The sequence below is a fragment of the Archangium lansingense genome, from assembly GCF_026626635.1.
In the GTDB taxonomy this organism is placed as follows: domain Bacteria; phylum Myxococcota; class Myxococcia; order Myxococcales; family Myxococcaceae; genus Archangium; species Archangium lansingense.
In genome coordinates this window covers 10,981,339-11,007,883 of the sequence record NZ_JAPNKA010000001.1, presented here as the reverse complement: position 1 = coordinate 11,007,883, position 26,545 = coordinate 10,981,339, and the positions used below count along the sequence as shown (strand labels likewise).

The following is a 26,545-nucleotide window of genomic DNA, read 5'->3' as shown; positions in this document are numbered from 1 at the left end:
GACGTCAGGGCCCGGGCGTGCACACCGTCAGACGGGAGACGCGCCATGGACCTGGTTCTCTTCATCGGCCTGCAGGGCTCGGGCAAGAGCAGCTTCTTCCGAGAGCGCTTTGCAGCCACGCACGTGCACGTGAGCAAGGACCTGTGGCCCAACGCGCGCAAGCGTGAGGCTCGGCAGCGGAGGCTCATCGCCGAGGCGCTGGCCCGGGGCGACTCGGTGGTGGTGGACAACACCAACCCGCTCGTCGAGGACCGGGCGCCTCTTATCGCGATAGGCCAGGAGCGAGGGGCTCGAGTGGTGGGCTACGTCTTCGAGTCGGACCTGGAGACGTGCCTGGCGCGCAATGCGGGGCGGGTGGGACGGGCGCGGGTGTCGGACAAGGCGATTCACATCACCTACCGCAAGCTGCGGTGGCCCTCGTACGCCGAGGGATTCAATGCGTTGTTCCACGTACGGGCCCGCCCGGAAGGCGGCTTCGACGTGAGGGAATGGAGGGAGGGAGATGAGTCCGAACGAGTTCGAAGACCGGATGCGTGAGGGCGAGTTCTTCCACTCGTTGCGGCTGCTGCGCGGAGCGTGGTGCGTGCTGCGGGTGGACGGGCGGGGCTTCTCGCGCTTCACGGAGGCGCGCTACGAGAAGCCCTTCGATGCGACGCTGCACCAGCAGATGGTGCGCACGGCCTCGGCGCTGCTGGAGGAACTGCAGGGCGTCTACGCGTACACGGAGAGCGATGAGATTTCGGTGCTCTTCCGGCCGGACTGGGAGCTCTTCGACCGGGAGGTGGAGAAGCTGGTGTCCATCTCCGCGGGTGTGGCGAGCGCGACGTTCACGCACGTGGCGGGAGTGCCGGCGGTGTTCGACAGCCGGGTGTGGATGGGGGCGAACGAGAACGCGGTGGTGGACTACTTCCGCTGGAGACAGGCGGACGCGACCCGCTGCGCGTTGCACGGCTGGTGCTACTGGACGCTGCGCAAGGAAGGCCAGAGCGTGGCGCAGGCGTCGCGGGAGCTGCACGGCAAGTCGGTGGGTTTCAAGAACGAGCTCCTCTTCCAGAGAGGCATCAACTTCAACGAGCTGCCGCTCTGGCAGAGACGAGGCACGGGCCTCTCCTGGGAGCAGTACGAGAAGGAGGGAGAGGACCCTCGCACGGGCCGGAAGGTGAGCACGCAGCGCCGGCGGCTGCGTGTGGACGAGTCGCTCCCGATGAAGGAGGAGTACGACACCTACGTCCGTGAGCGGATGAAGTCCCCCGCCTCCTGAGCGCCCCATACCCCACCTCCTCTCCCTCTCCCACCGGGAGAGGGTCGGGGTGAGGGTATCGAGCACCCAGGGTTGCCCCCATGCGCCCCTACTGCTCTTCACTCACTCCCGTGGGGCACGCGGGCTGCCTGCCGCTGGCGAAATACGCCTTCGCACGCTGCAAGAAGTGGCCGTTGTCGGTGGAGGGGTTGGTCTGTCCCTCGGCACCGGAGCCGAAGACCATGCCGAGCCCGTGCGAGGCTGCGACCTGGGCCGGGTGGTCGAAGAAGTAATCCAACCGGTTGTCGCGCCACTGCTCCCAGGTGCCGGGAAGGGACATGTTGCCTACGGGGAGCTGCCACCAGAGGTTGGGCCGACCGAGCCGCTCGGAGAGAGCCTTGGACCACGTGAAGGCCTGGTTGAAGCTGGGCATGTTGTAGTTGGTCGAGTCCCACCAGCGCCGAGTTCCAGTCGTCACCAGGTACCACTGGGAATCACGGTCGCTGGCCTCGATGACGATGAAGTCCCCATCGGCGGCGCCGCACAGGCGGAGGAAGTCGGCTACCTTGCGTGCCTCGGCCGTCACGTCGAGCAGCCGATTGGTGTTGAGGTGGGCGTCTATCTTCGTGGCCCAAGCCGAGGCGTGCAGGCCCACCTTGGCGTTGGGGGCGTACTTGCGAGCCATGGAGATGAGGCAGCGCCCCATGCCGGCCACCGAGTTCTCCTGGTTGGCGCAGTCGGTGGGGTTGGCCGAGGCAACCGCCGCGGGCAGCAGGCGGGGATCCGCGGCGAGGAACTGCGCGTAGGCCCAGAAGTCCGGCTCGAGATGGAGAAGTGCGGTGGTGCTTCCAATCTGCTTCAACACGAAGCGCCAGTCGTTGAAGTAGCGCCGCATCAGGGAGACGTCCGCCACCCGCAGCACCTCGGCGGTCCCATCAGGCACGCCGCTGGTGTGGAGCAGCTCGTAGTAGGTGATCATCGGAATCTGCCTGCGGAGCGCGGCGGTCCGGAGGAAGTTGCGCAGGTACTGTCCCGGAGCCTGCTGGTCCCACTGCCAGCAGCCCCACCAGGCGCAACCTCCGCTCGAGTTGGCGCAGGAGCGCGCTTGGGCGGTGCAGCTCAGACACGAGCCGCAGGGCTCCGCCGAGTCGAACAACCCGCCAGCGATGTAGATGTAGCGGACATCGAACGGGGCCTGCGAGGCGATGTCGTCGCTCATCTTCCCACCGACGAGCACATGGCTCTTCCCGAGGGCGGTCAGCAGGGGCCTGGCGAGGCAGCTCGAGGTGGCGAAGGCGGCACCCCCTGCCAGCGCCTGGGCCACGTCCTCTTGCGCGAGAGCAGGTGCCTCGACGGCGGCTGCGGCATCCTGCTCCGGAGGAGGGGCGAGGCAGGCGGGAAGGGTCAACAGTCCGAGCAGGGACAGGACGAGCCAGCGAGAGACGGATGGCATGGCGACCTCCGGTAGTGAGGTGCGCACCCACGTACTTCAGTGCGACCCGAGTGTCGGACGGGGCGCACAAGCGAGAGCCAGAGGGGTTGAAGAAGTGCAGCGGTTGAGGAAGGGCTCGGCGTGGGGGGGCGCCTCGGGGTTGGGCGGTGAAGCTTTGTCACCTCACGCGCAGGAGGAACCCGCCCTTCGGGCCAGATGCCGCTTCGACTACTTCACGTCTCCAGACTCGGGAGTGTTCGCCTTGTCGACAGGCGAGTCTGCCTCACCGGGTGGTTCCGGCATGGGCAGAACCTTCCACAGGTGGGGCTTGTCGTGCTGAGGCGGAATCATCCCGAGAGGCCATCCCTCGGTGGTGAGCTCCGCGTAGCGGTACACGCGGTTGCCGAGTCGGAAGGGAGGGCCACGCACGGGCAGGGCCACGCCCACGGCCGCATGGGCGAGAGGATCCGAATAGAGGATGGCCGCGTCGATGCCCGCCTGGCGCAGCAGCATCACCGCGAGCACGGCCTTGGAGTCGCAGTCGCCCTCATTCCACGCGGCGACGAGCGCGGGAGGCAGGAGACCGAAGGGCTGGCCGTTGGGCTCGGCGTAGTGGATGCGCTGAACGAAGGTGATGATGAGCTCGGCGGCCTCCAGGGAGTCGAGCTGTTGAGCACGGATGTGCTCGACGAAGCGGGTGCCCAGCACGTGCACGGGCTCGGCGTTGCTGCGCATGAGCTCGGCGTAGATGCAGCGCATGTCCTTCTCGCACTCGGGCGGGGCCTGGTAGGTGAAGCGGGCGGGGCCCAGCGGGCGGAAGCGCATCCTTCGGCCATAGGCGTGATGCTCTCGCTCCAGCGAGCTCGCGAGGGACTCCCCGAGGCCGTAGGCCACGCGGTACTCGGGCGGGAGGAGGGACTCGGCGCGCCACTCGTAGGTGCGGGCCTGCGCAAGCGGGGTGGAGGCAGGGACGAGGGCCACTCCGAGGTGGATGCCCCGGGCGCCGGGAAGCTCGGGAGGTGGGGCCGCGTCCGGGAGAGGGGAGTGCGAGTGCACGTCCCGCGTGACGAGCCAGCGCAGCCCGAGGAAGCCGCAGCAACTCGCGACGGTGAAGAGGACGAGGAAGAGCTGGAGGAGCCTCTTCTCCGGGCTGGACGGCGGGGTGGCCACGAGGCGTCAGGAGGGGGACTGGAAGGTGGAGGGAGGAAGGTCGGGGAAGGGGATGAGGCCGTTGAGGGCGGCCTGGAGGCCCGGCGCGGTGAGCAGGGCGAGCACGATGAGGATGGCGGCCAGCACGAGCGCGAGCGCCACGTTGCCGCGGCGCACCTCGGCGAGCTCATCGATGCCCGGGGTGATTCTGTCGAAGAGGAGGATGCCGAGGGCGAGCACGCCGGTGCCCACGAGGAGGGCGACGCCCACGTGCATGAGGGCGAAGAAGGTGAGCCGTGCCAGGGCGGAGGGCTCGACGGAGGAACCGCGGATGGTGAGGTCCACGGCGTCGAAGGTAGCGTTGACGGCGTTGTGCACCAGGAGCCCGAGCGCGAGCAGGCTGGCGGCGTGGACGACACCGGCCGCGACATTGCCCTGCCGCAGGTCAACGGTGGGATCCGTGCCGAGCAGCCGGTTGAGACCGCGGAACGCGAGCCAGATGCCGAGCGCGGCGACCAGCCCACCGAAGACCACCTTGGACAGCCCGACGGCGACGAGGAGCAGGTTCATGGGAGCGGGCTCACTCTAAGAGGAAGCCCGCGGGTGCGGAATCATTCAGCGCAACGGAATCGACCGGGCCGCACGGTGCCTGCTCGCTCCCTCGCCCGGCAAGCTCCCTCTCCCTCTGGGAGAGGGTTGGGGTGAGGGTCTCTCCGAACGCCCACCCCAGCTCTCAGGCCCTTACTGCGTCTCGCGCAGGATGAGCATTCCGCGGGAGGTATCGACGACGTAGATGAGGCCCGCGTTGGCGGAGGAGACGTCCGGCGCCTTGGGGACGCGGATGCCGATGGAGCCCTCGTAGAAGCCCAGGCCGCGCATCGGGTCCTCGGAGCGGAAGGTGTTGAAGTAGCCGAGCTCGCGAGGCTGAGCGGGGTTGGCGACATCGAGGACACGGACGCCTTCCTGGTAGTAGGCGATGTAGAGCCGCTTGCGAGTCTCGTCGAGGATCATGTTGTGGATGGAGGCTTCCTCGCGGAGGCGGTAGCGGGAGAGCAGCTTCACGTTCTTGGGGTCGGTGACATCGAGCACGCGCAGGTGGGCGCCCCAGGTCTCGCCGCCCTCGAAGGCGATGAGCCGGTCAACGTAGGTGCCCACTGCGCCCGCGTGGCTGCGGGCGTAGTTGGGCGTGGGGCTGCCATCGGGGTTGACGGCGTAGCGGTAGCTGCCGAGCGGCGTGGGCTCCTGGGTGTCACTCAACTGAGAGACGTCGCTGATCTGCATCCCATACGACCAGTAGTAGCTGTACATCCGGCCCTTGTAGACGAAGGCGTCGTGCACGTAGGCGTACGGGTAGGAGCTGGCGCCGGGCGGCTCGTAGCGTCCCAGGAGCCTGGGGGCGCGCGGGTTGGAGATGTCATAGATGCGCGTCGGATCTCCCATGGCGTAGAGGTGGTTGCCCTCGACGAAGAGGGTATGAGCGTCCACGCCCTCCTGGACCTGCACGGGGGTGGGGACGGGGTTGGCGGGGTCGGTGATGTCGAAGGTGATGACGCCGCGCTTGCCGCTGGCGACATACAGGGCGTCCCCCTTGGCCCAGACGCCGTTCCAGTAGCTGTTCTCGGCGGAGATCTGATTGACGAGCCGCGGGTGCGCGGGGTCGCTCACGTCGAAGACCGTCAGGCCGCCCCAGCCCTGGTACGGCTCCTCGAGGGACACGACATAGGCGTGGTTCTTGGTGACGTAGATGTCCACCGGCATGCCGAAGTCGACAATGGGCGACTCCGAGACGAGCGTGAGCCCCTTGGCCTCGCTCTCGTTGCGCGCGAGCACGATGCGGGCGGCCTTGAAGGTGCCCACCTCGGAGGCCAGGCCATTGCGGCATACGGCGTAGCAGCCGGTGAAGTGGTTGGTGTCCTGGGCCGAGCAGCCGGCGTAGCCCACGGTGACGTTGAGCGTACCGCCGTCCGAGAGCCTGCTCGTGGTGTGCCGCGAGACGAACCAGGTGTTGCCGTTGAACTGCTTGGTGAGGTGCATCTCGGGGCTGAGGGTGGCCCAGCCGTTGAAGGTCTCGACCCCGCCGTCATTGCGCAGCGAGTGGCTCTGCGTGAAGTAGCGCACGCCGCCATCGCCCTGGGCGATGCGGCCGTGGGTGGTGAAGACGCCCTCCTGGGCAACGTTGCCGAGCGAGGAGCGCGGGCAAGCGGACAGGTTGAAGCTGTCGAGCTCACCGCACTGCGTGCCCGTGGTGCCCTGGATGAAGTCGCAGGGGGCGTAGAGGCCGGTGGCTTCGAAGTCCCCTGGGTCGATGACTCCGGCGTCCATTCCCGCGTCCATCCCGGCGTCTACGCCGGCGTCGAAGTCGCCACAGCGGGTGTTCTGGCACTTGGGGTCGGGACATCCGGTGGCGAGGGCGAGCGGTAGAAACAGCAGGATGGCGAGACGGCTGCGCTGCATTGCTTGCTCCACGGAATGTGTGGGAATCCCCCGGGAAGACGGGGGCTACGCAGCATAGCGGATGCGAACGAGCGGCCGTTCCGAACCGGAGGCTCAGGGCTTCGCGTCGCGCAGCCGCCAGACGAGGAAGGTGTGCACGCGGCGTCCGTGGAAGTCGGCGGGCAGCTCCACCGGCCCTTCTACTGAGGAGAAGCGTGCGACGAGCTCTTCGGGGGGAGCGCGGTCCTCGGAGAGCCACAGCGCGTCCTGGCCGGGCGTCACCACCAGCTCGGGCCAGAGGTCATACTGGCTGTAGCGCGCCTCGCCCGCGGTGTCCGTGGGAAGCTGCGTGTAGTACGCGACCTCGGAGGCGTGTTGGTAGCTGGGGGTGTACACGCCGGCTACGTCCTCGCGCTCGAGGCCGGGGAAGAGCCGCGAGGGCTCCGTGAGCTGGGACAGCACGGACCAGCCGTGGGTGCGAGCCAAGGGGACATCGCGCTCGAAGCGCAGCACGGGGAAGAGGAGGTGCGAGCCCACCGCGAGCACCACGGCGAGGTTGGCGAGGGCGGCGGCGCGGAACCATCCGGGGCGCATGCCGGCGAGGCCCACGCACGCGGAGAGGTACGCGGTGGCAGGCCAGTTGGCTTCTCCCCGGGTGCCAACGGACGCGTAGCCGAAGAGGAGGAGGGGAGCCGCCGCGGCCGCGCGCAGGAGGAACTGCTCCTTGGGGCCGCGGAGGACGTACACGCAGAGCAGCGGGAGCAGCACGGGACCGCCGAGCGCGAGCTGGCCGGCGAGGAACTCACCAAAGCTGCGCCACCCGCCGGTGCCTCCGAGACCATGCTTGAGCTGGAAGGCGAAGCCCACCCAGTCATGCCGCGCGTTCCACAGCACGACGGGCAAGAAGAGAAGCACGCCGAGGAGTGCGGTGAGCCACGCTCCGGCGGGCAGGCGGCGCGCACGGACGCAGGCGGCGACGAAGGCCACGGCGAGCAGCACGCCCGGGTACTTGGACAGCAGCGCCAGCCCGCAGGCCAGTCCGGCCAGTACCCACCGCTCGCGGTACAGCGCCCACAGCGAGAGGGCCCAGCAGAGCAGCAGGGGCGTGTCGGGGGTGGCCCACACGCTGGCGAGGATGCCCACGGGCACCACGCTCCACAGCGCGGCCGCGCGCCAGGCGGCCTCGCGGCTCCCGTACACGTCACGGGCGAGGCCCCACACGGCGGCCACGGTGCCCGCGCCGCACAGCAGGGCAGTGGGCCGGACGCCGAGCGCGGCGATGAGCCAGGCCACCAGGGGCGGGTGGTCGTAGTAGCCCCAGGCGGGGTGCTGGGCCCATTGCCAGTAATAGGCCTCGTCGAAGTAGATGTCCGTGCCGAACGCGAGCGCTAGCCGCACCCCTGCGCTCACCGCCAGCAGCACGAAGCTGAGCGTCAGGGAAGAGGGCGCGCGGGTGGAGAGGGGCTCGGCCACGACCCAGGACAAAGCGCAACCCGGGGCATTTGCCCAGCCCCTTTTCTGCCCGTCCCTGAACGCTCGGGATTGTACCGGGGAACACGCACGCTCCGAGGAGCTTGCTCGCGCCGTGTGTGCCCCTTATCACAGAGAGCCCTCCCTCTTCGTTCAGGAGCATCCCGTGGCCCAGACTCCTCCTTCCGGTGCGAACAACCGCCTCGCGCGAGAGCCGTCGCCCTATCTGCGGCAGCATGCGTCGAATCCGGTGGACTGGTTCCCCTGGGGGGAAGAGGCCTTCGCGCGGGCCCGGGCGGAGAACAAGCCCATCCTGCTGTCGGTGGGTTACTCGGCGTGCCACTGGTGCCACGTGATGGCGCACGAGTCCTTCGAGGACCCCACCATCGCCGGGCTGATGAACGAGTGGTTCATCAACGTGAAGGTGGACCGCGAGGAGCGGCCGGACGTGGATCAGATCTACCAGGGGGTGGTGCAGCTCATGGGGCAGGGGGGCGGATGGCCGCTGACGGTGTTCCTGACGCCGGAGCTGCTGCCCTTCTACGGAGGCACGTACTTCCCGCCGGGGGACAAGTACGGGAGGCCAGGCTTCCCGAGAGTGCTGGAGGCGCTGCACGACGCCTGGACGGCGAAGCGGGACGAGGTGTTGCGCCAGTCGGAGGAGTTCCGCGAGGGACTGGGCGAGCTGGCCGGCTATGGCCTGGACGCGGTGGCGGCGGCGGTGAAGGCGGAGGACATCGTGGCCATGGGCGAGTCCATGCTGCGCCGGGTGGACGGGGTGAATGGGGGCTTCGGTGGAGCGCCCAAGTTCCCCAACCCGATGAACGTGGCGCTGCTGCTGCGGGCCTGGCGGCGCAACACCGGCAACGAGGCGCTGAAGAAGGCGGTGCTGCTGACGCTGGAGAAGATGGCGCTGGGCGGCATCTACGATCAGCTCGGGGGAGGGTTCCACCGCTACTCGGTGGACGAGCGGTGGACGGTGCCGCACTTCGAGAAGATGCTGTACGACAACGCGCAGCTGCTTCACCTGTACACGGAGGCGTACCAGGTGGAGCCTCGGCCGCTGTGGCGCAAGGTGGTGGAGGAGACAGCGGAGTACGTGCGGCGCGAGATGACGGACGCACGCGGTGGCTTCTACGCCACGCAGGACGCGGACAGCGAGGGCGAGGAGGGGAAGTTCTTCGTCTGGAAGCCGGAGCAGGTGAGGGAGGTGCTGCCGCCCGAGCTGGCCGAGCTGGCGCTGCGCCACTTCCGGGTGACTCCCGGGGGGAACTTCGAGCACGGGGCGACGGTGCTGGAGGCGGTGGTGCCGGTGGAGACGCTGGCGAAGGACTTCCAGCTCCCGGTGGCGGAGGTCGAGGCGCGGCTCGGAGAGGCCCGGCGGAAGCTCTTCGAGGCGCGGGCGAAGCGGGTGAAGCCGGGCCGGGACGACAAGATCCTGGCGGGGTGGAACGGGCTGATGATTCGAGGCCTGTCCTTCGCGGGCCGGGTCCTCGGGCGGGCGGACTGGGTGGCGCTGGCTCGGCGGGCGGCGGACTTCCTGCTCGAGGAGCTGTGGGATGGGCAGCGGTTGCTGCGCTCGTACCAGGAGGGGCAGGCGCGCATCCCAGGGTTCCTCGAGGACTACGGTGACCTGGCCTCGGGACTGACGGCGCTGTACCAGGCGACCTTCGAGCCGAAGTACCTGGAGGCGGCGGAGGCGCTGGTGAAGGTGGCGGAGGCCCTCTTCTGGGATGGGGAGAAGCGGGCGTACCTGACGGCGCCCAAGGCCCAGCAGGACCTGGTGGTGGCGACCTACGCCACCTTCGACAATGCGTTCCCCTCGGGGGCCTCGACGCTGACGGAGGCGCAGGTGGCGCTGGCGGCGCTCACGGGGAACAAGAAGTACCTGGAGCTGGCGGAGAACTACGTGTCGCGCATGCGCGAGCAGCTCCGGCAGAACCCCATGGGCTATGGGCACCTGGGGCTGGCAGCGGATGCGCTGGTGGAGGGCGCGCCGAGCGTCACCTTCGCGGGGACGCGAGAGGTGGTGGAGCCGCTGCTGTCGGTGACGAGAGCCACCTACGCGCCGACCTTCGCCTTCGCGTGGAAGGAGCCGGGAGCGCCGGTGCCGCAGTCGATGCGAGAGACCTTCGAGGGCCGCGAGTCAGTGGGGGGCCACGGTGCCGCCTATCTGTGCCGCCACTTCGCCTGCGAGCCGCCCATGAAGGAGCCGGGGGAGTTCGCGAGGAAGCTGGCCCAGGTCGCGGTGGGCTCCTGAGCCAGCGTACCCCCCGAGCGGGCTTGGGGCCTGCGCCTCAGGCCCGCCCGGGGTTCAACTCTTCGAGGACTAGAAGAGCTGGATGTAATCGATCTGGGTGGTGCTGACGCGCAGGTTCTGGATCGCCGAAGTGGAGTAGCCGGCCACACCGGGGCAGCCCGCCGCGGAGCCGATGTAGCGCACCTGGGTGTTGTCGGCGACGCCGCGCGGACGCACGAAGATGCCGCTGAAGCTGACGTAGGTGCTGCGGTCATCGGGGTCGAACTCGAAGCCGGCCTCCGTCTTGAAGCCGAGCGTCAGGGTGAGCCCGTCCGTGGAGATGTCCGCGCTGACCGACTCCGACGCGTTGGAGTAGGTGGCGGGCGGGTTGTTCCGCACGGTCGCGATGAGCCGACCGATACGGCCGTCGCCGTCCGTGTCGGCGACGCTCTCGGTGGCGATCTGGCAGTCGGCCGTGCCGGGGACGATCTCCACGGCGCGGTTGAAGGTGATGACGAGCTTGCCGTTCGCGCCCATCAGCTTGTTGTTGTCGTCCGCGTTGGAGCGCAGCGCGTAGAGCAGGTCATCGGTGGAGCTGGCGGTGGTCAGCGCCATCCGCTGGTCGGCCTGGGTCACGCCGGCCGTGAAGGTGCCCTGGCCCGACAGCGTCCGCCCGTCCAGGCTCTGGCTCATCACCGCCTCGCAGCGGTAGTTGGCGCCGTTGACGAGCTGCGCGCCCGGGATGACCGCCACGCCATCCGCATCGCTCGTGGCGGCGATGGTGGTGGTCCCGGTGTTCACCGGCGTGAGGAAGTTGCCCGACACCTGCAGCGTGTTGGTCCCCGTCGCCGTGTACTGGCAGATGACCTGGGCGTTGGGCACCGGCTGGTTGTTGAAGCTCACGTTGAACCGGTAGTCCACCGAGAAGCCCTTGGGGAACAGCCGGATGTTGCCCACCGTCTGCGCGTGCTCCACGTCCACGTCGAGCATCGAGTAGGTGTACTCAGCCACGAACCGCTCGTAGCCCGGAGCCTGCGCGAAGATCGGGAAGGACTGCCCCTCGGGGATGTCCTTGATCTGGAAGCACCCGTCCGCCTCGATGCTGTTCTTGTCGTTCAGATCGCCGCGGCCGCAAGGCTCCGCACGGCGGAACTCACCATCGATGACCGCGTACACCTGGCTCTGGCTGTCGCCGTCGTCGCCCAGGTTGTTCTTCTTGTCCGCGGCCTTGAAGAAGTTCAACCGCTGTCCGGTCTGGCCGTCGATGATGAATCCTACGAGCCGGCCACTGTTGGCCTCGCCCTCACAGCCCGCAAGGGCAAGCAGGGAGACCGCCAGGAACTTCTGAGTCAACTTGTTCATGAAACCCCCGTTACTTTTGCCACAAAGGCAGGGGCTGCATAGTCGACTTACCAACGTGTTGCCAAGGGGGGACCTGTCAGATCCTATCGCACCTCGACGACTTTTAGAGTCCCAATGAGAGGGGTAATTTCCGCGTTCCCCTCTTGACCTACACCGAAGTGTGTAGCATCCGCTACCACCTGGTTGAAGGTCGGGTCCATCTGGGTCCACTCGCCTACGAAGGCCTCCACCCACTCGTGCCAGTAGAGGGCCGGCACGCCGTCCTGGTTCACCATGTAGATGACGCCGTCCACGCGGCGGGCGGGGATGCCGGAGGCGCGCAGCAGGGACACCGTCAGCAGCGAGTGCTCCGTGCAGTCCCCCTTGCGCTGACGCAGCACGTCAGTGGCTCGGTCCGCGCTCGCCCCGTAGTCCTTCTTCAGGTTCGTCGCCACCCAGCCGAGGATCTTCTTCGCCGCCGTGTAGGCGTCCTTCTCTCCCGCCACCAGCTGCGTGGCCAGCTCGCGGATCTGCGGGCTGTCGCTCTCGACGATGATGGAGCTCTTGAGGTTCTCGCCGCCCTCCGGGTCCGCGAGGGGCCTCGGTGCGAGGCGCTTCGGCTCGGGCGCTCGAGCAGACAGCGTCACCAGAGCCCGCCCGTCCGCCTGCTTCTGGTACGTCTGCCGGTAGGTGTCGCGCTGGAACTTCTCCGGCAGGTTCTCCATCACCAGCTTCACCTGGCCAGGGATGGCCTGCGCCTCGGGCGGCAGCGCCTTGGGCAGCACGACGCGGGTGAGGCCGAACACCTCCACCATGTCCAGCCGCTTCGCCACGTCCTCGGGCTCGGCCCGGGCCTTCATCGTCTGGCCGTACTCCAGCTCCAGCAGCCGTCCGTCCTCGGCCACCCACGCCGTGACGGGCACCTTCTCCTTCTCCGAGAGGCTGACGGCCTTGCCCACCTTCACCTTGACTCCGCTGATGAGCCGCTCCTCGGCCGGGTGCACCGTGGTGCTCACCTTGTAGGTGCCAAGGTCCGTCCCATCCAGCGCACTGCCGCTCACGTTCGCCTGGCGCAGCAGGGCCACGCGCACCTGGTCGGCGTCCTCCACCACCTCGGCGGTGGGCGGCAGGTTCACCGTCTCGTCCGGCATGCCCGGCCGCTTGCGCACCACGCTCATACCACTCGGGCTGACCGTCCCCACCAGCGTCTGGGTACCGCCGTCTCCCCGCTGCTCGATGGTGAAGGCCACCAGCCTTCCGCCGGGCTGGGACTCATAGACGCGCTCCTCGCGGTGGAGGCGCTCGGAGAGCCGGGCGCCCACCTGCGCCTTGAAGTGCAGCTCGTTGATGCTGCGCATCCGGCCGCTCTGGCCTGGGACGGGGCCCAGGTCGTTGAAGACGTAGCCCACCTTCTTGTCCACCAGGTACAGCCCCATGTACTCGCCGCCCTGCGGACGGGGCGCCTTGAGCACGTCCGAGACGGCGGCCGGAGCCTGCGCCTGTTGCGCCGGAGCCTGCTGCTCCTGCCGGGCCTCGATCCGGGCAACGGGGCCTCCGAGGGTGACGGTCTCGGGCTCCTGCTTCTTGCACTGCACGAGCGCCAGGCTCAGCAGCGCGGCGCCCATGGGGAGGAGGGCTTTTCTGGGAAGTCGCATCGCTCGCGGCGCTCCGGCGCAGGGCTGGGTGCTGCTTCAGACCCGCTTGGTGAGGATGATGAGGTCGTCGCCGACCTTGTAGAAGTCGCGGATGCGCGCCTCCTCGGTGTACTTCATGGAGGCGTAGAAGCCGCGGGTGGGGCCGTAGGCCTCGGTGGCGCTCGTCTCCACGCGGATGATCCGGGCCTTCTGGCGGCGCAGGTCCGCCTCCATGCCGGAGACGAGCGAGGCGCCGATGCCCTGGCCCCGCACCGTGGGGTCGGAGGCAATCCAATACAGATCGTACGTCCCCTCCGTCATCGGCGTGGGGCCGTAGCACACGTAGCCCACCAGCGTGCCGTCCCGGTCCGCGACGAGAATCGTGTAGTCGGGGTTATTCGGCTGAAGCGCGAGATCGACGAGCTCGATTGCGACCCCCACCTCTTCCTGCGAGAACGTTTCGATTCGACGGATCAAGGAGGCGAGCGGCTCCCGGTCCTTTCCTTCGAGCGGTCGGATGTCCATGGGCTCTCTCTAGAGCGATCTCCACCAGTCGGGTGGCCAGGGCGGAGTAGTCGATGCCAGCCGCGCGAGCGGCCTTGGCGAATCCCGCCTCGGGGTGGAGATCGCAGTTGGGGTTGATGTCGATGACGTACGGCACGCCCTCAGGAGTCACCCGGAGGTCCACGCGTCCGTAGTCCTGGCACTCGAGGGCGGCGAAGGCGTCCATCGCCGTCTGAACGAGGCGGGCCTCCAGCGAGGGATCCTCCAGCAGGCAGGGCCCCGTGGGCGTGTTCTGGTAGTCGGGCGACTCGGACTCCCACTTCGCCGCGTAGGTGACGATGTTGGGCCGGTCCTCGAAGAGCTTGCCGAAGCGGATTTCGGTGAGCGGCAGCGCCCGGCGCGGGTGGTTGCCCAGCAGCGGCACGTAGATTTCACGCCCGGGGATGAACTGCTCCACGAGGGCGGGCTGGTGGAAGGTGCGCAGCACTGCCTCCACCGCGCGGCCCAGGCCGGCCCGGTCGTGCACCACCGAGTCGCTCGTAATGCCCACGCTGGCGTCCTCGCGCGCGGGCTTGACGATCAGCGGGAAGGGGAGCTGCACCGTGGCCACGTCCTCGAGCCGGTCCAGCCGGGCGAAACCCGGCGTGGACACCCCGCGCGCCTTGAGCAGCTCCTTGGCCTTGTCCTTGTGCAGCGCCAGGCCCAGCGAGAGGGCGGGCGAGCCGGTGTACGGCAGCCCGAGCATGTCCAGCAGGCAGGGGATGACCATCTCGCCCCGGGCGTCCGCGGCCACGGACTCGCACAGGTTGATGACCAGGTCGGGCTGCATCCGGGCGAGCAGGTCCACGAACTCCAGCCGGGAGCCCTCGATGGCGAGCGGCTCGGCATGGGTGTCGCCGCGGGAGAGGGCCTCCGCCAGGGCTGAGGCCACGCGCGTAACGTCTTCTCGCGCCTCCCGACCCGGGTCGTCCTCCAACAGCTCATGGTCTCGGTTGTACAGGATGGCGATATGCATGCGTGGCGCGTGTGCGGCGGCGAGGGTTAGCACGTCCCCCAGGGGGATGACAGTTCACAGATGGCCCGTTTGGCTGGCCGCCAAGCTGTCCCCGGAAGTATGAGAGGAGAACCATGCGGATTCGCGACCCCATCCACGGCACCATCGACGTGAGTGACGAGGAGAAGGCCGTCATCGACAGCCGCTACTACCAGCGGCTGCGTCATGTACGGCAGTTGGGCTTTGGCGACCTGGCCTTCCCCGGTGCTACCCATACCCGGCACGCCCACTCCCTGGGCGCGATGCACGTCGCCTCCCGAGTGTTCAACGCCGTCACCGCCCGCTCCAGTCTGCCCTTGGACGTCCGGGCCCGCTTCAGTGCCGCGGTGCGTCTGGCCGTGCTGTGTCACGACCTGGGGCACATGCCGCTCTCCCACGCCTCGGAACGCATCGCCCCGGCGCGTGCTTCCCTGCGGCTGCCCTCCTGGCTGGACGCCGTGGCGGAGGGCGAGCAAGCCACGCACGAGGACTTCACCGCCAAGCTCCTGCTGGACAGCTCGCTCACGCCCATCATCGAGCAGCACTACAGCCCGCTGGGCATCACCCCGCTGGCGGTGGTGGGTCTCATCACCGGGGCGCGGGCCCCGCAGGATCCGGGCTTCTCGCATGCTGGGGTGGACTGGACGCCCCTGCTGCGCGCCATCGTGTCCGGCGAGCTGGACGCGGACCGGATGGACTACCTGGTGCGCGACTCCTTCTATACGGGAGTCAACTATGGCCGGTACGACATGGATTGGATCATCTCCAACCTGAACCCGGCGGTGAAGGACGGGCGCGCCCACCTGGCGTTGAGCCGGGCGGCGGCGTTCGCCTTCGAGGACTTCCTCCTCAGCCGCTACCACATGTTCGTTTCCGTCTATTACCACCACACCTCGGTGAACTTTGACTACATGCTGCGGCGCTACTACGAGGAGGCGCCCGGCGAGTTCGAGATTCCTTCGGACCCGGAGGCCTTCCTCTTCTGCGACGACGTGGCGCTCTGGTACACGCTGCGGCGCTCGAAGAACCAGTGGGCCGAGCGCATCTCCACGCGCCAGGGCTTCAAGCTGCTGGCTCAGTTCACCGAGCGGGACGTGGGCTATGACTTGGAAGTGCTGCGCAGCGCGCTGGTGACGGGCGGCTTCGAGCACTTCACGGTGGAGTCCAAGGGAGTGCTCTCCAAGTACTTCACGGAAGGCTCGGGCCCGAGCCTCCTCATCGCCGACATGTCCACCGGTCGGCTGACAGAGGTGGCTCGCTACACGCCGCTCTACCAGCGCTACAGCGGAGCGGTGCGGCTGTCGCGTCTGTATGTGCGGCCGGACCAGATTGAAGACGCGCGCAACATGATGGCGCGACTGTTGGGACAGGCGGTGCAGTCATGAGCGAAGCGATTCCCGGGATGCCTCCTCCGCCCCCCGTGGCGACGACGAGGCCCGCGTCCGTGGTGGTGCTGTACCGCAGGACGCCGGAGGGGGTGGAGGTCTTCTGGGTGCGGCGCGAGAAGGCGCTCGCCTTTGCCGGGGGCTTCTACGCCTTCCCCGGTGGCAAGGTGGACAAGGCGGACGCGCTGGTGCCAGTGCGTGGGGCCTCGGGGCAGGAGGCGGCGCTGCGGGTGGCGGCGGCGCGCGAGCTGCTCGAGGAGGCCGGGGTGCTGGTGGCCGAGGGCTCCTGGCGGTTGAAGCCGGACGAGGTGCGGGAGGCTCGCCGCGCGCTGCTGGAGAACCGGAGCACCTGGTCGGAGCTGCTTCAGCAGCATGGACTGGTACTCCGGGCGGAGGACTTTCCGGACTCGGGACGGTGGGTGACGCCGGAGTTCGCGCCCGTGCGCTTCGACACCTTCTTCTACCTGGTGGAGGTACCGGAGCACGCTCAGGCGGAGTGGTGGCCTGGGGAGCTGTCGGAGGCCACGTGGGTGAAGCCGGCCGAGGCGTTGGCCTGCTGGGAGCAGGGCACCGCGCTGCTGCACCCTCCCGCCCTGCACGTGCTGCGGGTGATGGCGGACTTCGACACGCCGGAGCGGGCCCTGGCGCGCCTGCGCGAGCAACCTGACTGCCCGGACTTCATCGCGCAGCGCATCGAGTTCCAGCAGGGCCTGCGAGTCTTCCCTCTGCGGACGGCCACGCTGCCTCCTGCCACGCACACCAATGCGTACGTGCTGGGCAATGGCGAGCTGCTCATCGTGGACCCGGGGGCGGACGATGAGGCCGAGGTGGCTCGGCTCCTGGCCATGGTGGACGGGCTGGTGGCAGAGGGGTACCGGGTCCAGGCGGTGGTGTTGACGCACCACCATGGGGACCACGTGGGCGGGGTGCGCGCGGTGACGGAGCGGCTGAAGGTGCCGCTGTGGTGCCACGCGCGGACGGCGGACCGGGTGGACGTCCCGACAGCCCGGTTGCTGAAAGACGGCGAGGTGCTGGAGCTCGCGGGGAGCCCGCCCCAGCGCTGGCGGGTGCTGTACACGCCCGGACACGCTCAGGGCCACCTGTGCCTGGTGGACGAGCGGACGCGCGCGGCGGTGGTGGGCGACATGGTGGCCAGCGTTGGCACCATCGTCATTGATCCGCCCGAGGGGGACATGGCCGAGTACCTGAAGCAGCTCGCTCGCCTGCGGGACTGGTCGGTGACGACGCTGCATCCCTCGCACGGGACGGCGATTCCGGACGGGCCGGGGAAGCTCCAGGAGTACCTGGATCACCGGGCGGCGCGCGAGGCGCGCATCGTGGAGGCCGTGCCCGCGGATGGCGCGACGCTCGCGGAGGTGGTGGAGCGCGCCTACTCGGACACACCTCCATTCCTACACCCGGTGGCGGAGCGGAGCGCACTCGCGGTGCTGCTGAAGCTCCAGGGGGAGGGCCGGGTGCGGGAGTCCGCTGGCCGCTACTTCCGGGGCTGAACACGGGCACTGTGTCCGGTTTGAACCAACCACTCTTTTCCAGCCAAAATAAAGCAGTGAGGGCCCTTGGGTGCCTCGTTACACCGCTACGAAGCCATGCCAGGGGGCATCTGTTTGGAAACGCGCCGTAGTGCCGGGGAGGGTTCTCCCGCATCCGGCCCATCCTCGACCCAGGAGACGACTGTCGAGGAGCTGCTCGCGATGATCGCCAGGCTGGCGGCGCATGAGCCCCAGGTCCGGTGCCGCGAGGGCGAAGGGCCGCTGGCTCCACTGGCCACGGCACTCAATCACCTGTCCGCCAGGCTCGACGAGCGCGGCACGGCGTCCAACGAGCAGTTCGGCCTCGATGCGTTGATCGAGCAGTCGCCCGTCATGATGATGACGGCCGACACCAGCGAGCGGATCCGCTTCATCAACTACACCCTTCCGGGCATCTCCCGCTCGGAGGTCGTGGGGCGGAGCCTCTATGAGTTCAGCTCTCCCGAGCAGGCCAAATTCATCCGGAGCCAGGTCCTGCATGTCCTCGCGACCGGCGAGTCCGTGGGCTACGAGATCCCGTCCGTGTTCTCCTTCGGTCCCGAGTGGTACGGGGTGAAGCTGGCTCCGGTCCGCTCGGGAGACCAGGTCGTCGGCGTCACGATGAGCCTGATGGACATCACGGACCTCAAGCGGACTCAGTTCCGCCTGGAGCAGTCCAACCGGGAGCTGGAGAGCTTCGCGTCCGTGGCCTCGCATGACTTGCAGGAGCCGCTGCGGAAGATCCAGACCTTTGGCGAGCGCCTGAAGACGACGTGCAGCGCGGCCCTGAGCCCCGAGGGGCGCGACTACCTCGAGCGGATGAACAGCGCCGCGGGCCGCATGCGCCGGCTGATCGACGACCTGCTCTCCTTCTCGCGCATCTCCGCGAAGGCGCCCTCCTTCGTCCGTGTGGACCTCACGCGGATTGCCCGAGAGGTGCTGGGAGATCTCGAGACGACCATCGAGCAGGCGGGTGCGTCCGTCACGCTCGGTGAGCTGCCCACGCTCGAGGCCGAGCCGATGCAGATGCGGCAGTTGCTCCAGAACCTCGTGAGCAATGCCCTCAAGTTCCGCCGGGAGGACGTGGAGCCCTCTGTCTCCATTCAGGGCACGGCCGACCTGGACGAGGGGCGGTGCGAGCTGCGGGTGACGGACAACGGCATCGGCTTCGACGAGAAGTATCTCGACCGCATTTTCAACGTGTTCCAGCGCCTGCACGGGCGCGGTAAGTACGAAGGGACGGGGATCGGTCTGGCGATTTGCCGGAAGATCGCCGAGCGGCACGGCGGGAGCATCGGTGCGAGGAGCATTCCCGGACAGGGGGCGACCTTCATCGTCACGCTGCCGCTCAAGCCGCCCCAACCCAGGTGAGAGGACGCATGCCACACCGGAAGCTCGTCACGATTCTGATGGCGGATGATGATGTGGACGATCGGGAGTTCGCCCGGACGGCCATGCAGGAGAGCCGGCTCATGAACGAGCTCCGGTTCGTCGAGGACGGAGAGGAGCTGCTCGACTATCTGTACCGGCGCGGCGCCTACACGGAGCCGAAGAACTCCCCGCGTCCGGGGCTGATCCTCTTGGACTTGAACATGCCCCGCAAGGACGGCCGCGAGGCGCTGCGGGAGATCAAATCCGATCCGGCGCTCCGGCAGATCCCCGTGGTGGTGCTGACCACCTCCAAGGCGGAAGAGGACATCCTCCGCAGCTACGATCTGGGCGCCAACTGCTTCATCTCCAAACCCGTGACGTTCGAGGGACTCGTCGAGGTCGTGAAGGTGCTCGACAAACACTGGTTCCAGATCGTCGAACTGCCACGCACAGCCGGTTCCCATGAATCCTGAAGTCGAGCAATCCCTCATCCGCATCCTGCTCGTCGAGGATGATGAGGATGATTTCGTCCTGACGCGTGACGCCCTGAGGACCATCAGCCGGGGCCGCATGGTGCTGGAGTGGGTGGACAACGGAGAGCAGGCGCTCGCGGAGCTGATGACCGGCCGCCATGACGTGTGCCTGCTCGACTACCGCCTCGGTGCCAACACGGGGCTCGAGCTGCTCGAGCGGATGCGGCGGCAGGGGTGGCTCGGACCGGTCATCTTGCTGACGGGGATGGAGGACGAGACGCTCGATGAGCAGGCGCTGAAGGCCGGGGCCGCGGACTTCCTCGACAAGTCGCAGCTCTCGCCGACGCTGCTGGCGCGCGCCATCCGCTACGCGCTCCAGCATGCGCGTACGCTGGAGGAGCTGCGCCGGTCTCAGGCGAGCTTCCGCGAGCTCATCGAGCGGCTGCCCGATGGCATCGGCGTGACGCAGGGCGAGAAGCTCGTCTATGCCAACCCCGCGCTCGTCACCCTGATTGGCCTCTCGTCCGCGGACGAGCTCCTGGGGGGCTCACGGGCCGAGCTGGAGGGCATCTTCATCCACGCGGAGTCGCGCCCGCTGCTCCCCCGAGATGACCAGGCGGGGATGCCGGAGAAGCGTCCCCCCATGGAGATCCGCATGGTGCGCAGGGATGGGACTCCGATCTTCGTGGAGCTCGCCCCTACCCCCAGCGTATTCGACGGCCAGCCCTGCATCGTCTGGCTCGTGCGCGACCTGACGGAGCGCCGGCAGATGGAGGCCCGCCTGGTGCGAGCCGACCGCATGGCCTCGCTCGGGACGCTCGCCGCGGGCATTGCCCATGAGATCAACAACCCGCTCGCCTTCACGGTGGCCAATCTCAGCCATCTGGAGACGGACGTGCTCCCCCGGTTGACGCTGCCCGCGGGCGAGCAGGACGAGATGCGCAAGCTGGTCGCCGACTCGCAGCTCGGCGCCACCCGGGTGCGTGACATCGTCCGGCAGTTGAAGATGTTCTCGCGCGCGGAGGAGCACGTGCGGCCCGAGCCCGTGGAGGTGAACCGTGTGCTCGAGAGCGCCATCAGCATGGCCTCCAATGAGATCAAACACCGCGCGCGGCTGGTGCGTGACTACACGGGCCAGCTCATGGCCGAGGCGCACGAGGGCCGGCTCGGGCAGGTGTTGCTGAACCTGCTCGTCAACGCGGCCCAGGCCATCCCCGAGGGGAACGTGGAGGGCAATGAGATTCGCATCCTCACGCGGACCCACGCCGAGGGCCTGGCCATCGAGGTGCGGGATACGGGCTCGGGCATCTCGGCGGAGAACCTGGCGCGGCTGTTCGAGCCATTCTTCACGACCAAGCCCGTGGGCGTGGGAACGGGGCTCGGCCTGCCCATCTGCCAGGACATCGTGACCAGCTTCGGTGGCCGGATGGAGGTGGAGAGCGAGGTTGGAAAAGGGAGCACCTTCCGGGTCATCCTGCGCGCCGCCAACACCGCCCGCCCGAGCGAGGCGCCGCAGGAGGCCGCGGTGTCCGCCGCGCCCCGGCGGGGTCGCATCCTGGTGGTGGATGACGAGCCCATGATTGGCATGGCCATCCGCCGGACGCTCCAGCGGGAGCACGAGGTCATCACGCTGACGAGTGCGCGAGAGGCCCAGGCGCGGCTCATCAGTGGAGAGCGCTTCGACATCATCCTGTGCGATCTGATGATGCCGGAGATGAGCGGGATGGAGCTGCACCAGGCGGTGGCGAATCACTCGCCCGGGCTGGCCGGGAAGATGGTGTTCCTGACCGGAGGCGCTTTCACGGCCAATGCCCACGCCTTCCTGAACCACGTGCCCAACCGCCGGGTGGAGAAGCCCTTCTCCACCCAGGAGCTGCGCGGGTTGGTGCAGTCGCTGTTGGCCTCCGCCTCGTAACGGTGGGCAGGGCCTCTCGGGCAGCCTCGCGGGTGCTTACCCCTGTTGCGAGGCGTCCGCCAGCCGCGTGGTGCTCGCGCGCCGCTTGATGATGAGCATGGCGAGCGGGATGGCCGTCAGCACGAGCTGCGGAACGAGCGTCATGGCATCCGGGAAGATGCCGAGCGGCTCGAAGGTGAAGAGGGGGAGGGGCTTGAGGGGCACCATGCCCACCTCCTGCAGGGCGCGCAGTCCCTTGCCGAGCAGGATGATGGCGGTGACGACGAGCAGCACCGTGGACGCCTTGAAAAGCGTCTTCATGGGCAGCTTGTAGCCCACGCGGTTGATGAAGAGGACCAGCACGGTGAGGGCCACGGCGCCCGCGGCGCAACCCCAGGCCACGCCGGACGGTGAGTCCAGAGAGAGCCCTTGCAGGAAGATGGCCGTCTCCACGCTCTCACGCAGCGCGGCGGAGAAGGCGATGGCGAACAGGCCGGTGGCGCTGCCCTTGCCGAGCGCGCCCTTCATCTTCTCGCGCAGCTCGCCCATGAACTGGCTCATGTTGGCGCGCGCGTTGAGCCACAGGGCGGCGTACAGCAGCATGACCACGGCGGCGAGCGCGGCCACGCCCTCGAGCATCTCGCGGTTGGCCCCGCCCAGCAGCTGCCGTCCGAAGATGAAGAGGAGGGCGCCCAGCACCAGCGCGGACACCCAGCCGGCGTGCACCACGCGCGCGTAGGAGTCTGCCTGCATCTTGCGCAGCATGGCCAGCAGCGCCGCGACGATGACGGTGGCCTCGAAGCCCTCGCGCAGGAGGATGAGCAGGGTGAGCCACAGCACCGAGACGAAGCCCGCGGTGGTGCCGCTGCTGCGCCGTGCCTCGTCCAGGAGCGACAGCAGGATGCGGCCCTCGTCCTGGAGGTGCGGGCTCTTGTGCTCGGCGGCGAGCCGCGTCTCCAGGAAGGCCTTCTCCAGCTTCAGCACCAGCTCCGGATTGCGGGCCCGCAGCGTCACCTCCACCGGCTCCAGTCCGTTGAGGTAGGCGTCCAGCAGCGCGCTGCGCGCTCCGAGAGAGTCTCCGGCGGCGCCCAGCTTCAGCGCCTGCTCCACGTGGCTGCGCGCCGTCAGCAGGCCGCGCTCCTCGTCCACGTCGGGCAGATTGCGGCGCAGGCACGCGAGGTTCTCCTGCCCGTAGGCCTGGACGAGCTCGGGGTCCGTGGCGTTGGCGAGCTTCTCCAGCGAGACGCGCGGCGGGTTGCCCTCGCACGGGGGCTGGCGCAGGGTGAAGACGTAGAAGGCGACGGCCCAGCGCTCCTCCTCGGAGAGGGTGGGGAAGCCGGGCATGGGCGTACCGGGCACGCCGAAGCCCACGGTGTTGTAGGCCTTGTAGGCGGTGAGCCCGGCCATCAGGTCCGCGTCATGGAAGTTGGCCGGCTGCGGCTCCATCGTCGCGGCGATGGGCACCTGCGCGCGCCCGTCCGTACCGTGGCACGCCACGCAGCTCTGCTGGAACAGCTGTGCACCGAGCGTCAGGTCCGGAGGGGTGCGCGGGCTGCGCGCCAGGCCTCCAGCGAGCACCAGGTTCTCCACGAGCTCGCCGCAGTCACGGCTGACGCCCTCGGGATCCTCCGCCTTGTCCACGCGGGCCTTGATCTCCTTCAGGCGCGGTAGGAACGCCTCGCCCCGGGGACCCAGCTCTCCGGCCGCCTCGGTCGCCTCGGCGATGAAGCTGCGCTGCTCGGCCAGCTCGAAGTCGGACTTCGACTCCACCGCCAGGGGGTAGTCGGCCTGGAGGTACTGGAGGATGCCCACCAGACGGTGCCAGGTGCGCCCCTCGGACGCACTGTCATCCGCGGCAGCCAGAGGTGCTGCGATCAGCAGGGAAAGGATCAGGAGGCCGACGTGCTTCACGAGCAAGTGGTCTACCAGTCCTCAGGCCTCATTTTCAATTTTGATAATCAAATTCAAAATGGCCGCGTCAGGTAGCGGGCGGAGGGTGCGTCCACGAGGGCATTTCGGTATCCGGGAGTCCTCACATGAGCGCGGACGGCGGTGGGCACCTGAAGATGTACATCCTGATTCGCGAGAGCGTGCCCACGGGTTTCGCGGTGCTGGCGGCGGCGCACGCGTCCCTGGCGGCGTACCTGAAGTTCCGGGACGCGCCGGAGGTGGCGGAGTGGCTCTCGGGGCCCTTCTACAAGGCCGTGTGCAAGGTGACGGACGAGGAGTTCGAGAAGGCCAAGGCCTTTGAGGATCACGTGGTCCTCACCGAGTCGGCCCTGGGCGGCCAGGAAGTGGCCATCGCCTTCAAGCCTCGCCGCGAGTGGCCCAAGGCCTTTCGCTTCTACCGCCTCTACCGCTCGTAGGTGAGGAAGGAGAAGGGAGGCTCGGTGGCGGTGGCCGGGTGGTGCTCCTCGGCGATGAGCTTCCAGCCGGACAAGTCCAACTCGGGGAAGAAGGTGTCGCCCTCGTAGTCGCGGCCGATCCGCGTGAGGTACAGCCGCCGCACGTGCTCCATCGCCTGGCGGTAGAGGTCCGCGCCGCCCGCGATGAAGACCTCGTCGCCGCGCGCCTGCTCCAGTGCCTGCTCCAGCGAGTGCGCCACCTGCACGCCCTCGGGCGCGTAGTCCCGTTGGCGCGTCACCACGAGCGTTGTCCTGCCTGGCAGCGGCCGGCCGATGGACTCGTACGTCTTGCGGCCCATGATGAGTGTGTGCCCCATCGTGAGCTGCTTGAAGCGCTTGAGGTCCGCTGGCAGCCGCCAGGGCAGGGTGTTGTCCCGGCCGATGCACCGGTTGGTGGCCATGGCCACGATGGCGGAGATCTTCATACGGCCACGGGCGCCTTGATGGCGGGGTGCGGCTCGTAGGCACTCAGCGTGAAGTCCTCGTACTTGAAGCCGAAGAGCGAGCGGACCTCGGGGTTGAGCGTCATCTTCGGCAGCGGCCGAGGCTCGCGCTTGAGCTGCTCGCGGGCCTGCTCCACGTGGTTGAGGTACAGGTGCGCGTCACCCGTGGTGTGGATGAACTCGTGGGCCTGGAGCCCCGTCACCTGCGCCACCATCATCGTCAGCAGCGCGTAGGAGGCGATGTTGAAGGGCAGCCCGAGGAAGATGTCCGCGCTGCGCTGGTAGAGCTGGCAGGAGAGCTTTCCGTCCGCCACGTAGAACTGGAAGAGGATGTGGCAGGGCGGCAGCTTCATCGCGTCCAGGTCCGCCACGTTCCACGCGCTGATGATGTGCCGGCGCGAGTCGGGGTTCTTGCGGAGCTGCTCGACGAGCTGCGCCATCTGGTCGATGGAACCGCCGCCGGGCTTGGGCCACGAGCGCCACTGGTGCCCGTAGATGGGGCCAAGGTTGCCCTCCGCATCCGCCCACTCGTCCCAGATGGTGACGCCGTGCTTCTGCAGGTCGCGCACGTTGGTGCCGCCCGCGAGCATCCACAGCAGCTCGTGGATGATGGACTTGAGGTGCAGCTTCTTCGTCGTCACCAGCGGGAACCCCTGCGTGAGGTCGAACCGCATCTGGTGGCCGAAGATGCTCAGCGTCCCGGTCCCGGTCCGGTCGCTCTTCTTCGTTCCATGGTGGAGGACGTGCTCGAGCAGGGAGAGGTACTGTTTCATGGTGTCGGATCGATCACTCGGCCAGTGCCAGGCGCCAAGAGGGGAGCGGCTTGTAGCCCAAGAGCTGTGGGGCGCGCGACAGTCGGGAGCACGTGGGATGCCGGATCTTCGACGGATGCGTCCGGTACGAGCCCGCCGTACACGGTGAGGTCGCCTTCCGGTGGCGGTCTCGCACGGGAAGCCCTAGAAGGGCGGCGCCATGAAGATCTACACGAAGACCGGGGATTCGGGAGAGACGGGCCTGTTCGGCGGAGGCCGGGTGCGCAAGGACAGCCTGCGCGTGGACGCCTATGGCGAGGTGGATGAGCTGAACGCCTCTCTGGGCCTGGCGCGCTCCCTGTCCATGCCCTCGGACCTGGACGCGCTGCTGCATCGGCTGCAGGACCAGCTCTTCACCGTAGGCGCAGTGCTGGCCACGCCCACGGGCACCAAGGCCTCCGAGCACATCCCCAAGCTCAAGGCCGAGTGGGTGACGGACATGGAGAAGGCCATCGACACCTTCGAGACCGAACTGGCGCCGATGACGCACTTCATCCTCCCGGGAGGCAGCCAGGCGGCCGCCGCGCTGCACCTCTCCCGCACGGTGTGCCGCCGGGCCGAGCGCCGGGTCGTCGCTGCCCTGCGCGAGGGCGAGGCCCAGCAGGAGGCGGTGGTCTACCTCAATCGCCTCTCGGACCTGCTCTTCGTGATGGCCCGGGTCGCCAACCACCGCGTGGGTGTCGAGGACGTGAAGTGGATACCCGAGAAGCCCACGAAGTAGCGGTTATGTAAGGGACCGTGACTCCGCTGCCCACCGCACATCTCCGCCAGCTCTCCGAGCAGGTCGGCTTCGACCTCGTGGGCTTCGCGCGCGCCGAGCCCATCCCCTCGGAGACGCTCTTCAGGTGGCTGGAGGCTGGTTGCGCTGCGGACATGGACTGGATGAGCACGCGCGCCGCCGAGCGGCTGGATGTCTCCCAGCTTCTCCCGGGCGCGCGCACCGTCATTGCCTTCGCCACCAACTACTACCGCGATGAGCCTCGGGCGGCGGACTCGCCCATTGCCCGCTATGCGCGGGGCCGGGACTACCACTCCACCTTGCGCGACAAGCTCAAGGCCTTCCGTAAGCGCATCTCGGAGGCGTATCCCGAGGTGCATCACTACGGCAGCGTGGACTCGGGCCCGCTGATGGAGAAGGTGTGGGCCGCACGCGCGGGCCTGGGCTACGTGGGCAAGAACGGGTGCTTCATCACCGAGCCCTATGGCTCGTGGGTACTGCTGTCCGCGCTCATCCTGGACGCCGAGGTGGATGCGTACGCAAGTGGCCCCGCCAGCGATCGCTGCGGCTCCTGCCGCAAGTGCATCATGTCCTGCCCCACCGGCGCGCTGCTGGGCCAGGGCCGTGTGGACGCGCGGGCCTGCCTCTCCTACCAGACCATCGAGAACCGTCACGTCGAGGTGCCCGAGTCCTTCCGGGTGGAGATGGACAACATCATCTTCGGTTGCGACATCTGCCAGGACGTCTGCCCCCTCAACCGCAGCCCCGTGTTCACTCCCAACGAGCGCTTCGCGCCCCGGGCGGTGGCGGAGCTCGGCGTGATGGATCTGGCCGCGCTCACCCCCGAGCAGTATGAGCAGCTCATCCCCGGAACCGCGCTCGCGCGAGCCAAGTACGACGGCCTGCGCCGCAACGCCGTGTACGCCTTGGGCGCCGCGAAGCAGGCCGAGGCTCGCTCGCTGTTGGAGAAGTTGAGCCAGGACTCCAGCGAGCAGGTGCGCCACGCCGCGCAGTGGGCGCTTCGGCACCTGGACGCGTAG

At 68.3% G+C, this 26,545-nt stretch carries 23 protein-coding genes; 11 read left to right on the top strand and 12 right to left on the bottom strand.

Annotated elements, in window-relative coordinates:
- Positions 1-45: 45 nt before the first annotated feature.
- Positions 46-537 (top strand): ATP-binding protein, encoded by a 492-nt coding sequence (locus OV287_RS43965; RefSeq protein ID WP_267540032.1) that lies wholly within the window; start codon positions 46-48, stop codon positions 535-537.
- Positions 503-1,261, top strand: a complete 759-nt coding sequence (locus OV287_RS43960) for a tRNA(His) guanylyltransferase Thg1 family protein (protein ID WP_267540031.1) — start codon at positions 503-505, stop codon at positions 1,259-1,261. Before OV287_RS43965 ends, OV287_RS43960 begins: the two co-directional genes overlap by 35 nt.
- An 88-nt stretch (positions 1,262-1,349) precedes the next feature.
- Here the strand turns inward: OV287_RS43960 and OV287_RS43955 are convergent, their stop codons facing one another.
- From OV287_RS43955 to OV287_RS43935, 5 genes are all read right to left on the bottom strand, one after another.
- Entirely contained in the window at positions 1,350-2,693 is a 1,344-nt protein-coding gene (locus OV287_RS43955; RefSeq protein WP_267540030.1) for a hypothetical protein, read from the bottom strand.
- A 207-nt stretch (positions 2,694-2,900) separates the two neighbouring features.
- Positions 2,901-3,842, bottom strand: coding sequence for a transglutaminase domain-containing protein (locus OV287_RS43950; protein WP_267540029.1), 942 nt, complete (start codon positions 3,840-3,842; stop codon positions 2,901-2,903).
- Positions 3,843-3,848: 6 nt separating this feature from the next.
- On the bottom strand, positions 3,849-4,391 hold the full coding sequence (locus tag OV287_RS43945) for a DUF350 domain-containing protein (RefSeq protein ID WP_267540028.1): 543 nt from the start codon (positions 4,389-4,391) through the stop codon (positions 3,849-3,851).
- A gap of 171 nt (positions 4,392-4,562) precedes the next feature.
- Positions 4,563-6,275: an LVIVD repeat-containing protein gene (locus tag OV287_RS43940; RefSeq protein ID WP_267540027.1), complete on the bottom strand. Its 1,713-nt coding sequence runs from the start codon at positions 6,273-6,275 to the stop codon at positions 4,563-4,565.
- A gap of 93 nt (positions 6,276-6,368) precedes the next feature.
- Complete coding sequence (locus OV287_RS43935) at positions 6,369-7,739, bottom strand: ArnT family glycosyltransferase (protein ID WP_267540026.1); 1,371 nt, start codon at positions 7,737-7,739, stop codon at positions 6,369-6,371.
- Positions 7,740-7,890: 151 nt separating this feature from the next.
- On the opposite strand from OV287_RS43935, the gene OV287_RS43930 reads away from it, so the two are divergent.
- The gene (locus OV287_RS43930) at positions 7,891-9,984 is read left to right on the top strand and encodes a thioredoxin domain-containing protein (protein ID WP_267540025.1); all 2,094 of its coding nucleotides are present in this window, start codon (positions 7,891-7,893) and stop codon (positions 9,982-9,984) included.
- A gap of 69 nt (positions 9,985-10,053) precedes the next feature.
- On the opposite strand, the gene OV287_RS43925 is transcribed toward OV287_RS43930, so the two are convergent.
- The 4 genes from OV287_RS43925 to OV287_RS43910 all read right to left on the bottom strand — a co-directional run bounded on the left by OV287_RS43925 (position 10,054) and on the right by OV287_RS43910 (position 14,457).
- Entirely contained in the window at positions 10,054-11,325 is a 1,272-nt protein-coding gene (locus OV287_RS43925; protein WP_267540024.1) for a hypothetical protein, read from the bottom strand.
- Positions 11,326-11,408: 83 nt separating this feature from the next.
- Positions 11,409-12,959 (bottom strand): transglutaminase-like domain-containing protein, encoded by a 1,551-nt coding sequence (locus tag OV287_RS43920; RefSeq protein WP_267540023.1) that lies wholly within the window; start codon positions 12,957-12,959, stop codon positions 11,409-11,411.
- Positions 12,960-12,995: 36 nt separating this feature from the next.
- Complete coding sequence (locus OV287_RS43915) at positions 12,996-13,379, bottom strand: GNAT family N-acetyltransferase (RefSeq protein ID WP_267540022.1); 384 nt, start codon at positions 13,377-13,379, stop codon at positions 12,996-12,998.
- On the bottom strand, positions 13,333-14,457 hold the full coding sequence (locus tag OV287_RS43910) for a D-alanine--D-alanine ligase family protein (RefSeq protein ID WP_267540021.1): 1,125 nt from the start codon (positions 14,455-14,457) through the stop codon (positions 13,333-13,335). Before OV287_RS43910 ends, OV287_RS43915 begins: the two co-directional genes overlap by 47 nt.
- 113 nt (positions 14,458-14,570) lie before the next feature.
- On the opposite strand from OV287_RS43910, the gene OV287_RS43905 reads away from it, so the two are divergent.
- The 5 genes from OV287_RS43905 (at position 14,571) to OV287_RS43885 (ending at position 21,148) form a co-directional block, all read left to right on the top strand.
- Positions 14,571-15,860, top strand: a complete 1,290-nt coding sequence (locus OV287_RS43905; RefSeq protein WP_267540020.1) for an HD domain-containing protein — start codon at positions 14,571-14,573, stop codon at positions 15,858-15,860.
- Entirely contained in the window at positions 15,857-17,371 is a 1,515-nt protein-coding gene (locus OV287_RS43900; protein WP_267540019.1) for an MBL fold metallo-hydrolase, read from the top strand. The genes OV287_RS43905 and OV287_RS43900 overlap by 4 nt, the downstream gene beginning before the upstream one ends.
- 201 nt (positions 17,372-17,572) lie before the next feature.
- Positions 17,573-18,760, top strand: a complete 1,188-nt coding sequence (locus tag OV287_RS43895; RefSeq protein ID WP_267540018.1) for a PAS domain-containing sensor histidine kinase — start codon at positions 17,573-17,575, stop codon at positions 18,758-18,760.
- An 8-nt stretch (positions 18,761-18,768) separates the two neighbouring features.
- Positions 18,769-19,233 (top strand): response regulator, encoded by a 465-nt coding sequence (locus OV287_RS43890; protein ID WP_267540017.1) that lies wholly within the window; start codon positions 18,769-18,771, stop codon positions 19,231-19,233.
- The gene (locus OV287_RS43885) at positions 19,223-21,148 is read left to right on the top strand and encodes a response regulator (RefSeq protein WP_267540016.1); all 1,926 of its coding nucleotides are present in this window, start codon (positions 19,223-19,225) and stop codon (positions 21,146-21,148) included. The genes OV287_RS43890 and OV287_RS43885 overlap by 11 nt, the downstream gene beginning before the upstream one ends.
- A 36-nt stretch (positions 21,149-21,184) precedes the next feature.
- Here OV287_RS43885 and OV287_RS43880 read toward each other — a convergent pair whose 3' ends face one another.
- On the bottom strand, positions 21,185-23,038 hold the full coding sequence (locus OV287_RS43880; RefSeq protein WP_267540015.1) for a cytochrome c/FTR1 family iron permease: 1,854 nt from the start codon (positions 23,036-23,038) through the stop codon (positions 21,185-21,187).
- 125 nt (positions 23,039-23,163) lie between these two features.
- On the opposite strand from OV287_RS43880, the gene OV287_RS43875 reads away from it, so the two are divergent.
- Complete coding sequence (locus OV287_RS43875; protein WP_267540014.1) at positions 23,164-23,493, top strand: hypothetical protein; 330 nt, start codon at positions 23,164-23,166, stop codon at positions 23,491-23,493.
- Here the strand turns inward: OV287_RS43875 and OV287_RS43870 are convergent.
- Both OV287_RS43870 and OV287_RS43865 read right to left on the bottom strand, forming a co-directional pair.
- Entirely contained in the window at positions 23,481-23,957 is a 477-nt protein-coding gene (locus OV287_RS43870; protein ID WP_267540013.1) for a dihydrofolate reductase, read from the bottom strand. The two genes, OV287_RS43875 and OV287_RS43870, sit on opposite strands and share 13 nt — an antisense overlap.
- Positions 23,954-24,748: a thymidylate synthase gene (locus OV287_RS43865; RefSeq protein WP_267540012.1), complete on the bottom strand. Its 795-nt coding sequence runs from the start codon at positions 24,746-24,748 to the stop codon at positions 23,954-23,956. Before OV287_RS43865 ends, OV287_RS43870 begins: the two co-directional genes overlap by 4 nt.
- 199 nt (positions 24,749-24,947) lie before the next feature.
- On the opposite strand from OV287_RS43865, the gene OV287_RS43860 reads away from it, so the two are divergent.
- Both OV287_RS43860 and queG read left to right on the top strand, forming a co-directional pair.
- Positions 24,948-25,508: a cob(I)yrinic acid a,c-diamide adenosyltransferase gene (locus OV287_RS43860; RefSeq protein ID WP_267540011.1), complete on the top strand. Its 561-nt coding sequence runs from the start codon at positions 24,948-24,950 to the stop codon at positions 25,506-25,508.
- A gap of 17 nt (positions 25,509-25,525) precedes the next feature.
- Positions 25,526-26,545 carry a tRNA epoxyqueuosine(34) reductase QueG gene (queG, locus tag OV287_RS43855; RefSeq protein WP_267540010.1) on the top strand — a complete coding sequence of 340 codons (1,020 nt, stop codon included), beginning with the start codon at positions 25,526-25,528 and terminating at the stop codon, positions 26,543-26,545.

What these genes read in the sequence shown, in the direction of transcription:
- OV287_RS43905 (WP_267540020.1), top strand. Translation starts at nt 14,571, where the DNA reads ATGCGGATTCGCGACCCCATCCACGGCACCATCGACGTGAGTGACGAG.
- OV287_RS43860 (WP_267540011.1), top strand. Translation starts at nt 24,948, where the DNA reads ATGAAGATCTACACGAAGACCGGGGATTCGGGAGAGACGGGCCTGTTC.
- OV287_RS43925 (WP_267540024.1), bottom strand. Translation starts at nt 11,325, where the DNA reads ATGAACAAGTTGACTCAGAAGTTCCTGGCGGTCTCCCTGCTTGCCCTT.
- OV287_RS43965 (WP_267540032.1), top strand. Translation starts at nt 46, where the DNA reads ATGGACCTGGTTCTCTTCATCGGCCTGCAGGGCTCGGGCAAGAGCAGC.
- OV287_RS43895 (WP_267540018.1), top strand. Translation starts at nt 17,573, where the DNA reads ATGATCGCCAGGCTGGCGGCGCATGAGCCCCAGGTCCGGTGCCGCGAG.
- OV287_RS43865 (WP_267540012.1), bottom strand. Translation starts at nt 24,748, where the DNA reads ATGAAACAGTACCTCTCCCTGCTCGAGCACGTCCTCCACCATGGAACG.
- OV287_RS43955 (WP_267540030.1), bottom strand. Translation starts at nt 2,693, where the DNA reads ATGCCATCCGTCTCTCGCTGGCTCGTCCTGTCCCTGCTCGGACTGTTG.
- OV287_RS43920 (WP_267540023.1), bottom strand. Translation starts at nt 12,959, where the DNA reads ATGCGACTTCCCAGAAAAGCCCTCCTCCCCATGGGCGCCGCGCTGCTG.
- OV287_RS43910 (WP_267540021.1), bottom strand. Translation starts at nt 14,457, where the DNA reads ATGCATATCGCCATCCTGTACAACCGAGACCATGAGCTGTTGGAGGAC.
- OV287_RS43900 (WP_267540019.1), top strand. Translation starts at nt 15,857, where the DNA reads ATGAGCGAAGCGATTCCCGGGATGCCTCCTCCGCCCCCCGTGGCGACG.
- OV287_RS43945 (WP_267540028.1), bottom strand. Translation starts at nt 4,391, where the DNA reads ATGAACCTGCTCCTCGTCGCCGTCGGGCTGTCCAAGGTGGTCTTCGGT.
- OV287_RS43960 (WP_267540031.1), top strand. Translation starts at nt 503, where the DNA reads ATGAGTCCGAACGAGTTCGAAGACCGGATGCGTGAGGGCGAGTTCTTC.
- OV287_RS43885 (WP_267540016.1), top strand. Translation starts at nt 19,223, where the DNA reads ATGAATCCTGAAGTCGAGCAATCCCTCATCCGCATCCTGCTCGTCGAG.
- OV287_RS43890 (WP_267540017.1), top strand. Translation starts at nt 18,769, where the DNA reads ATGCCACACCGGAAGCTCGTCACGATTCTGATGGCGGATGATGATGTG.
- OV287_RS43870 (WP_267540013.1), bottom strand. Translation starts at nt 23,957, where the DNA reads ATGAAGATCTCCGCCATCGTGGCCATGGCCACCAACCGGTGCATCGGC.
- OV287_RS43875 (WP_267540014.1), top strand. Translation starts at nt 23,164, where the DNA reads ATGAGCGCGGACGGCGGTGGGCACCTGAAGATGTACATCCTGATTCGC.
- OV287_RS43940 (WP_267540027.1), bottom strand. Translation starts at nt 6,275, where the DNA reads ATGCAGCGCAGCCGTCTCGCCATCCTGCTGTTTCTACCGCTCGCCCTC.